This is a genomic window from Amycolatopsis sp. SID8362 (assembly GCF_010550475.1).
Taxonomy (GTDB): domain Bacteria; phylum Actinomycetota; class Actinomycetes; order Mycobacteriales; family Pseudonocardiaceae; genus Amycolatopsis; species Amycolatopsis eburnea.
The window spans coordinates 1-8,764 of sequence record NZ_JAAGNB010000832.1; the positions used below are offsets into that span (position 1 = coordinate 1).

3 protein-coding genes are annotated in these 8,764 nt (G+C 73.6%); all 3 read left to right on the forward strand.

Going from position 1 to position 8,764, the window contains the following annotated elements; translation table 11 throughout:
- Positions 1–400 (forward strand): phosphopantetheine-binding protein (locus G3I65_RS25940; protein WP_160698422.1); only part of this gene is annotated, 400 nt, incomplete at its 5' end.
- The gene (locus tag G3I65_RS25945) at positions 397–5,667 is read left to right on the forward strand and encodes a type I polyketide synthase (RefSeq protein ID WP_160698423.1); all 5,271 of its coding nucleotides are present in this window, start codon (positions 397–399) and stop codon (positions 5,665–5,667) included. The genes G3I65_RS25940 and G3I65_RS25945, both read left to right, overlap by 4 nt.
- Positions 5,668–5,677: 10 nt before the next feature.
- Positions 5,678–8,662 carry a non-ribosomal peptide synthetase gene (locus G3I65_RS25950; protein WP_160698424.1) on the forward strand — a complete coding sequence of 995 codons (2,985 nt, stop codon included), beginning with the start codon at positions 5,678–5,680 and terminating at the stop codon, positions 8,660–8,662.
- Positions 8,663–8,764 lie beyond the last annotated feature (102 nt).

Consider the following 8,764-nt stretch of genomic DNA (forward strand, 5'->3'; position numbering starts at 1 on the left):
CGAAGCGGCGACGGTGTCCCGGCCGCGGCCGGAAGCCGTCGTCGACCCGGCCGCGCTGGCCGCGACCGAAGCCCTGATCGCCGCGACCTGGCGGGAAGTTCTCGGCCTCGACGCCGTCCGGGTGACCGACAACTTCTTCGACGTCGGCGGGCATTCGCTCGCCCTCGCGAAGGTGCACGCCGAGGTCACCGCCCGGCTCGGCCGCCGGATCCCGATGGTCGACCTCTTCACCCACCCCACCGTCCGCGCCCTCGCCACCCACCTCCACGCGGGGGCCGCGCCCAGCCCGGAACTCGCCAGGGCCGCCGAGCGGGTCGCCGCCCGCCGGGGGCGCACCCCGTCCAGAAGACCCCGCCGCAGTGCCGGCACGACCGGCCACGAACAGGAGCGACCGCAGTGACGAACGACCTCGAACCGGGTGCCGAACCCATCGCCATCGTCGGGATGGCCGCCCGGGTGCCCGGCGCCGGCGACCTCCGGCAGTTCTGGCGCAACCTCGTCGACGGGGTCGAGTCCATCAAGCCCGCCACCCGCGAGGAACTGCTCGCCCGCGGCGCCGATCCGGCCACTTTGGACGATCCCAGCTGGGTCAACGCGACCACGGTGGTCGAGGGCTTCGACGAGTTCGACGCCGACCTGTTCGGCATGACCAGCCGCGAAGCCGAGATCACCGACCCGCAGCACCGGGTCTTCCTCGAAGCGTGCCACTCGGCGCTGACCGACGGCGGCTACGACCCGGCCCGCTACGGCGGTGCGATCGGCGTCTACGGCGGCACCGGGCGGACCGGCTACCTGATCGAAAACCTGCTGCGCAACGAGCGCGTGATGGCCTCGCAGCACGGCGGCATCGGGATGTCCACCGGCAACCAGCCCAGCTACCTGACGACGTCGGTGTCCTACAAGCTGAACCTGCGCGGCCCGAGCCTCGCGATCCACACGGCGTGCTCGACGTCGCTGGTCGCGGTGCACCTGGCGTGCGAGGCCCTGCGCAACGGCGAGTGCGACCTCGCGCTGGCCGGCGGGGTGAACCTGGAGATGCCGCACGGCATCGGGTACATGGGCGTCGAAGGCTTCACCTCCCCGGACGGGCACGTGCGCGCGTTCGATGCCGGCGCCAACGGCACGGTGTGGAGCAGCGGCGTCGGCGTGGTCCTGGTCAAGCGGCTGTCCCAGGCGCTGGAGGACGGCGACCACATCCGCGCGGTCGTGCTCGGCAACGCGATCAACAACGACGGCGCCACGAAGGTCGGCTTCTCCGCGCCGAGCGTCGCCGGGCAGACCGAGGCCATCGCGCAGGCGGTCGGGATGGCCGGGGTGGACCCGCGCACGATCGGCTACGTCGAGGCGCACGGCACCGGAACCGCGCTGGGCGACCCGATCGAGATCACCTCGCTGTCCACTGTGTACGGCCACGGCGTGCCGGACACCGGCTGGTGCGCGATCGGCTCGGTGAAGTCGAACATCGGTCACCTGTCCCAGGCGGCTGGCGTCGTGGCGCTGATCAAGACGGTGCTCGCGATGGAGCACGGGCTGATCCCGCCGACCATCAACTACGAAGAACCCAACCCGGGCATCGACTTCCCGAACAGCCCGTTCCACCCGGCCACGACCGTGACCAAGTGGGAGGCGGCGGACACCCCGCGCCGGGCGGGGGTCAGCTCCTTCGGCGTCGGCGGCACCAACGCCCACGTCGTCCTGGAGGAAGCGCCCGCGTCGCGGCGGCCACGCCGGCCGCACCCGGCCCACCTGCTGCGGGTGTCCGCGAAGACGCCGGAAACCCTGGCCACCGCCATCGAACGGCTCGCCGACCGGCTGGCCGGGGACGTCGACCTCGACCTCGCCGACGTCGCGCACACCCTCGCCGCCGGGCGGACCGAGTACCCGCACCGCGCGGTGGTCGTCGCGCGCGACTCCGAAGACGCGGTCGACGGGCTGCGTGACCCCCGCCGGCTCGTCACCGCCCAGGCCGGCGAGCTCAAGGTGGCCTTCCTGTTCTCCGGGCAGGGGTCGCAGTACGCCGGGATGGGCGCCGAGCTGTACCGCAGCGAGCCCGTCTTCGCGACGGCGTTCGACGAGTGCTGCGAGCTTTCCGGACTGCCCGGCCTGAAGGAACTGGTCCTCGGCCGTGGCGGGGACGCCGAGCTGCGCGAGACGCGCTACACCCAGCCCGCGCTGTTCGCCGTCGAGTACGCGCTGGCCCGGTTGTGGCGCAGCTGGGGCGTGCGGCCGGGCGCGATGCTCGGGCACTCGGTCGGGGAGTACGTCGCCGCGACGGTGGCCGGGGTGTTCACCCTCGCCGACGCGATGCGGCTGGTCGTGCGCCGCGGCGAGCTGATGCAGTCGATGCCCGCCGGCTCGATGCTCGCCGTCCAGCTCGACGAAGAGTCGGTCGCGAAGCGGCTGCCGGACGGGCTGTCGATCGCCGGGGTCAACGGGCCGGGGACGTGCGTCGTCGCCGGGCCGTCCGCCGCCGTCGCGGACTTCGCGTCGCTGCTGAAGTCGAGTGACGTGCAGTGCCGGGAGCTGGTGACCTCGCACGCGTTCCACTCGCCGATGATGGACCCGATCCTGGCCGAGTTCACCGAAGCCGTGGCCGCCGTGCCGCGGTCGGCGCCGTCGCTGCCGTTCCTGTCGAACCTGACCGGTGGCTGGATCACCGCCGAGCAGGCCACGGATCCGGCGTACTGGGCGGCGCACCTGCGCCAGGCGGTCCGGTTCGGCGACTGCGTGCGGACGCTGGTCGGCGGCGGCGAGCGGTGGGCGCTCGTCGAATGCGGCCCCGGGCACCAGCTGGCCGGGCTCGCCCGAGGCCAGATGCCGAAGGGCCTGCCCGCCCCGCAGCCGAGCCTGCCCGGCCGTACCGACCGCGAGGGCGACGTCGAAACCCTTTACGCCGCAGCCGGTCTGCTGTGGACACACGGGGTACCCGTCGAGCCCACGACGTCCGGGTACCGCGTCCCGCTGCCCGGCTATCCCTATGCGCGCAAGCGGTACTGGGTCGACCCCGATCCGAAGGGGACGGTCGTCCAGCCGGAGGAGCCAAGCGGGCCGCTGCCCCTCGACGAGTGGTTCGCGGTGCCGTCCTGGCGGCAGGCCGGCCCGGACCTGCGGCGGGAGACCTTCGCGTCCTGCCTCGCGTTCGTCGACGACGACGTCCTGCCCGGTCTGCTGCGGGACGCCGGGGTCGCGGTCACCGAGGTCCGGCCGGGTGCCGACTTCGCCGTCACGCCGACGGGGTTCACCCTGCGGCCGGGCGTGCGGGCGGACTACGACGAGCTGGTCACCGCCCTCGGCGACCGGCCGGAGCGAGTGGTCCACGCGTGGGCCCTCGGCGGCGACGAAACCGGGATGGCCGCCCAGGAGCGTGGGTTCTTCAGCGTCCTGAACCTGGTCCAAGCCTGGGGCGAGCCGGTGCGGCTCGACGTGCTGAGCAGCGGCACCGCCGACGTCACCGGCACCGACCTGACCCGGCCCGAACACGCGACCCTCGCCGGCATCGCGCGGGTGCTGCCGCTGGAGGTCCCCGGCACGGTCGTGCGGCGGATCGACGTCGAGGCCGTGACCGAGGAGGTCGTCGCCGAGCTGTTCCGCCCGGCCGAGGCCGAGGTCGCCCTGCGGCGGGGCCGGCGCTGGGTCCTGGAGCACACGCAGGTCACCGTGCCCGAAGCGGCGCCCGTGCTGCGCGAGGGCGGCCGGTACCTGATCACCGGCGGCACCGGCGGCATCGGCGTCACCCTCGCCGAGGACTTCGCCCTGCGCGTCCGGGCGAAGCTGATCCTGCTGACCCGCACCGGCTTGCCGCCGCGCGAGGAATGGGACCAGCACGAGGGAACCGAGCGGACCGCGCGCGCGATCCGGGCGATCCGGCGGATGGAGGCGGCCGGCTCGGTGGTGCACGTCGTCGCCGCCGACGTCACCGATGCCGTGCGGCTGCGGGAAGTTCGCGAGCTGGCCGAGCGCGAGTTCGGCGGGCTCGACGGCATCGTGCACGCGGCCGGGCTCCCCGGTGGCGGGGTGGCGGAGGTCAAGGAGCGGGCGGCCGCGGAAGCGGTACTGGCCCCGAAGATCGGCGGGACACTGGCGCTGGCCTCGGCGTTCGCCGACCTGCCGATGGACTTCGTCGCGCTCTGCTCGTCGGTCACGGCGGTCTCCGGCGACTTCGGGCAGGTCGACTACTGCGCGGCCAACAACTTCCTCGACGCCTACGCCCGCGGCGACCACGGCTGGCGGGCGCGGGTCGTCTCGCACAACTGGGGTGGCTGGGACGAGGTCGGCATGGCCGCCGAAGTGGCCGCGCCGACGACGATCCGGTCCACCCGCACGAAGGCCGACGGCCCGATCGCGCACCCGGTGCTCACCACGCGCACCGGCGAGGACTGCCACGGCCTGGTCTCGGCGGCCGCGCACTGGCTGCTCGACGAGCACCGCATCGCCGGCGTCCCGGTCGTGCCCGGCACCGGGCACCTGGAGACCGTGCGGGCGGCGGTCGAGGCGGCACTGCCGAAGCCGGGTGACGGCCACGTCGTCGAACTGCGCGATGTCGCCTTCCTGGAGCCGTTCTCGGTGCCGGAAGGCACGGTCGCGGAGTACCGGGTCGGCTTCGACGGCGACGGGTTCGCCGTCACCAGCCGCGCCGGCGGGGTGACGAAGACGCACGTCCGCGGCTCCGCGGGCTGGGTCCCGGCACCCGCGACGTCCACTGTGGACCTCGACGCGGTGCGGGCCAGGACGAACGTGCTCGACGACGGCAACGCCTTCGGCACCGGCCGGACCAGCATGGTCACCTTCGGCCCGCGGTGGGCCGCGCTGCGCACCCACCACGTCGGCACGCACGAGGAGCTGGCGTCGCTCGCCGCGCCGGTCTTCGACCCCGGCTGGGGGCTGCACCCGGCGCTGCTCGACGTCGCGACCGCGTTCGGCCGCGGCCGGGGGAGCGGCACGTACCTGCCGATGAGCTACGGCCGGGTGGTCGTGCACGACGCGCTCCCGGCGAGCTTCCACAGCCACCTGCGCTACCGCGACTCCGGCGGGGACCAGGTCATCGCCGCGGACCTGACGCTGTGCGCCGACGACGGCCGCGTGCTCGTCGAGATCGAGGACTTCGTGCTGCGCCAGGTCGACGAGGGCGCGGTCAGCGGCGGGCTCACGGCGCCCGCTTCCCGGTCCACTGTGGACTCCAGCGGCATCCGGCCGGTCGACGGCGCCGAGGCGTTCCTGCGGGCGCTGACTCCGGGGCTGGGCGGCCAGGTGGTGATCAGCACCCGTCCGGTGCGCGACCTGTTCACCCGCCGGGTCACCGCCGAAGCCCTCGAAGAAACCGAAGAGGTCGCGGAGGTCGTCCAGCAGCAGTCCCAGGACGACTACGTCGCGCCGCGGACCGATCTCGAAGCCGAGATCGCCCGGCAGTGGGCCGAGGTGCTCGGGGTCGAGCGCATCGGCGTCCACGACGACTTCTTCGCCCTCGGCGGCAATTCGCTGGTCGCCATCCAGCTCATCGCCCAGGTCCGCAAGACCACCGGCGCCCGGCTGGCCATGAAGACGCTGTTCGAATCCTCCACGGTGGCCGCGCTGGTCGAGCGGATCGAAGAACTGCAGAGCGCGTCACTTTCACGTGAAAGCGACGCCCCGGCGGCCGCCGCCACCACCATCCCCAAGCTCGAGCGCTGAAGCAGGAGACATGACCGACACGAAGGAATGGACGTTCCCGGCCTCGTTCGGGCAGGAGCGGATCTGGCTGTCGAACCAGCTCGACCCGGCGTCCCCGGTGTACAACCTGCCCTGCCAGGTGCGGCAGGACCTGCCGCTCACCGAAGGGCAGTGGCGGGCCGCGCTCGGCGTGGTCGTCGGACGGCACGAGGCGCTGCGCACGGCGTTCCGGATGGACGGCGGCGAGCTCGTCCAGGTGGTGCACGCCGACGTCCCCATCGACGTCGAGGTGCACGACCTGTGTGACGTCGCCGAGCGGGAAGCCAGGGCGGCCGAGCTGGCCGAGGCGATCGCCCGCCGCGCGATCCCGCTGGACGCGGCGCCGCCGTGGCGGGCGCAGCTCTGCCGGCTCGGCGACGCCGACTGGCTGCTGACCTTCGTCGTGCACCACGCCGTGTTCGACGCCGGATCCGTGCTGGTGCTGGCGAACGAGCTGAACGAGGCGTGCAACGCGGTGGCGGAAGGGCGGCTGCCGAAGCTGCCCGAGCTGGCCATCCAGTACCCGGACTACTCGGCGTGGCAGCGCGGCCAGCTCCCGGTCGTGCGCGCGCAGCTGGACTACTGGCGCGAGCGGCTCGCCGGGCTCCCGCCGGTGCACAGCCTGCCCACCGACCGGCCGCGGCCCGCGGACTTCGGGTTCGACGGCGGCCAGGTCGACTTCACCCTCCCGGACGGGCTGCTCGACCGGGTCGGCGAAGTCGGCCGCGACCTGGCGGCGTCGCCGTTCATGGTGCTGCTCGCCGGGTACACCGCGCTCCTCTCGCGACTGTCCGGAGTGGACGACATCGTCGTCGGGGTGCCGGTCGCCGGCCGCGACCTGCCTGAACTCGCGCCGCTGATCGGCATGTTCGTCAACCAGCTGGCCATCCGCGTCGACTGCGGTGGCGACCCCGCGTTCGCCGAGCTGGTCGGCCGGGTCCGCACCGCGGTCCTCGACGCCATCGAGCACGGCCGCGTGCCGTTCCAGCTGGTCGCCGACGAGGTGCGCCCGGAACGCGACTCGGGCGTGCAGGCGCTCTACCAGCTCGGCTTCAACTTCGTCCCCGACTCGGGCATCGAGCCGGTCCGCTACGCCACCGCCAAGGACGACGTCGCCATCGACCTCACCGCGACCGGCGGCCGGCTGCTCTACCGCACCGACCTGTTCGACCGGGAGACCGCGGAGTCCATGGTGGACCGGTTCCTGCGCGTGCTGGTGGCCGCGGTCGAGGACGCCTCGATCGCGGTGGCGGACCTGCCGCTGCTGTCGGAAGCCGAGCGCGTCCAGGTGGAATCGTGGAGCGGTTCGTCCACTGAGGACTCGCCGCTGTTCGTGGCGCGGTTCGAGGAGCAGGTTCGCGCGACGCCGGACGCCGTCGCGGTGGACCTCGGCGGCACGGTCCTGACGTACGCCGAGCTGAACGCGCGGGCCAACCGGGTCGCGCACCGCGTGGGGGCCGGTGGCGTGGTCGGCGTGTGCGCGCCGAACTCCGCGGACCTCGTCGTGGGCATCGTCGGCGCGCTCAAGAGCGGCGCGGCGTACGTCCCGCTCGACCCGGCCAACCCGGCCGCGCGGCAGGACCTGGTCCTGGCCGACGCCGGGGCGCGCGTGGTGCTGATCGCAGGTGACGTGACCCTGGCCGCCGAGACCCTCGCCCTCGACGATCCGGCGGTGTGGGCGGAGTCGTCCGACGAGAACCCCGCCCAGCCGGGCGCCGGTGACCTCGCCTACGTCATCTACACCTCCGGCTCGACGGGGCGCCCCAAGGGCGTGCAGATCGGCCACCGGGCGCTCGCCACCTACCTGGGCTGGGCGCGTGAGGCGTACCCGAGTCTCGCGGGACGCGCGCTGCTGCACACGTCGGCGTCGTTCGACCTGACCGTCACGACGCTGCTCGGTCCGCTCACCGCCGGTGGCTCCATTGTGGACACCGGACGGCCGGACTTCGTCAAGGCCACTCCGACGCACCTCGCCGTGCTCCCGGAGGAGTCGTACCCCACCGGAGACCTCGTGCTCGGCGGGGAAGCGCTGATGGGTGAGGCCGTGCGGCCGTTCTCGGGGATCTCCGTCACCAACGAGTACGGGCCGACCGAAGCGACCGTCGGCTGTGTGGCGCACCGGCTCGACGGCCCGGTCGATGGCCCGGTCCCGATCGGCCGCCCCATCCCCGGTACCCGCGCCTACGTCCTCGACGAGCGCCTGCGGCCGGTGCCGCCGGGCGTGGCGGGCCAGCTCCACCTGGCCGGCGCGCAGCTCGCGGACGGCTACCTCGGGCTGCCCGAACTGACCGCCGAACGGTTTCCGGAGGGCCCGTACGGCCGGATGTACGCCACCGGGGACCTCGCCCGCTGGCGCCGGGACGGCACCCTCGAGTACCTCGGGCGGACCGACGAGCAGGTCAAGCTGCGCGGTTTCCGGATCGAACCGGGCGAGGTGGAAGCGGCGCTGCGCGAGCTGCCGGAGATCCGGGACGCGGCGGTGGCGGTCCGCGAGGGCACCCTCGTCGGGTACGTCGTCGGCAACGCGGACGGCGCGGCCGACGCGCTGCGGGTCACGCTGCCGGAGTACCTGGTCCCGACCGTCTTCGTCACGCTGGAGACGTTGCCCGTGGCGGCGAGCGGCAAGCTCGACCGGGCCGCGCTGCCCGATCCGCAACTCGGTGGCGAAACCGAGTACGTGGCCCCGAGCACGGCGGCCGAAGAGCTGGTCGCCGAGGTGCTGGGCGAACTGCTGGGCATCGAGAAGCTGGGCGTGCACGACGACTTCTTCGCCCACGGCGGCAATTCGCTGCTCGCGATCCGCGCGATGGCCCGGATCCGCAAGCAGGTCGGCGTCGAGCTGCCGGTCCGCGGCCTGTTCTCGTTCACCACGGTGGCCGGGCTCGCCGCCGAGGTCGAACGCCGCCTGGAAGCCGACCTCGAGCAGCTCAGCGACGAAGAGGTCCGGGCCCAGCTGGCCGAAGGTGAGCAGGCGTGACGACGATCGACGAAACCAGCAGCGCGGCCGCGCGCCGGGCGCTGCTGGAACGGCGGCTGCGGCGGCGCGCCGAGCCCGCCGCGACCATCACCGCGCGGCCGG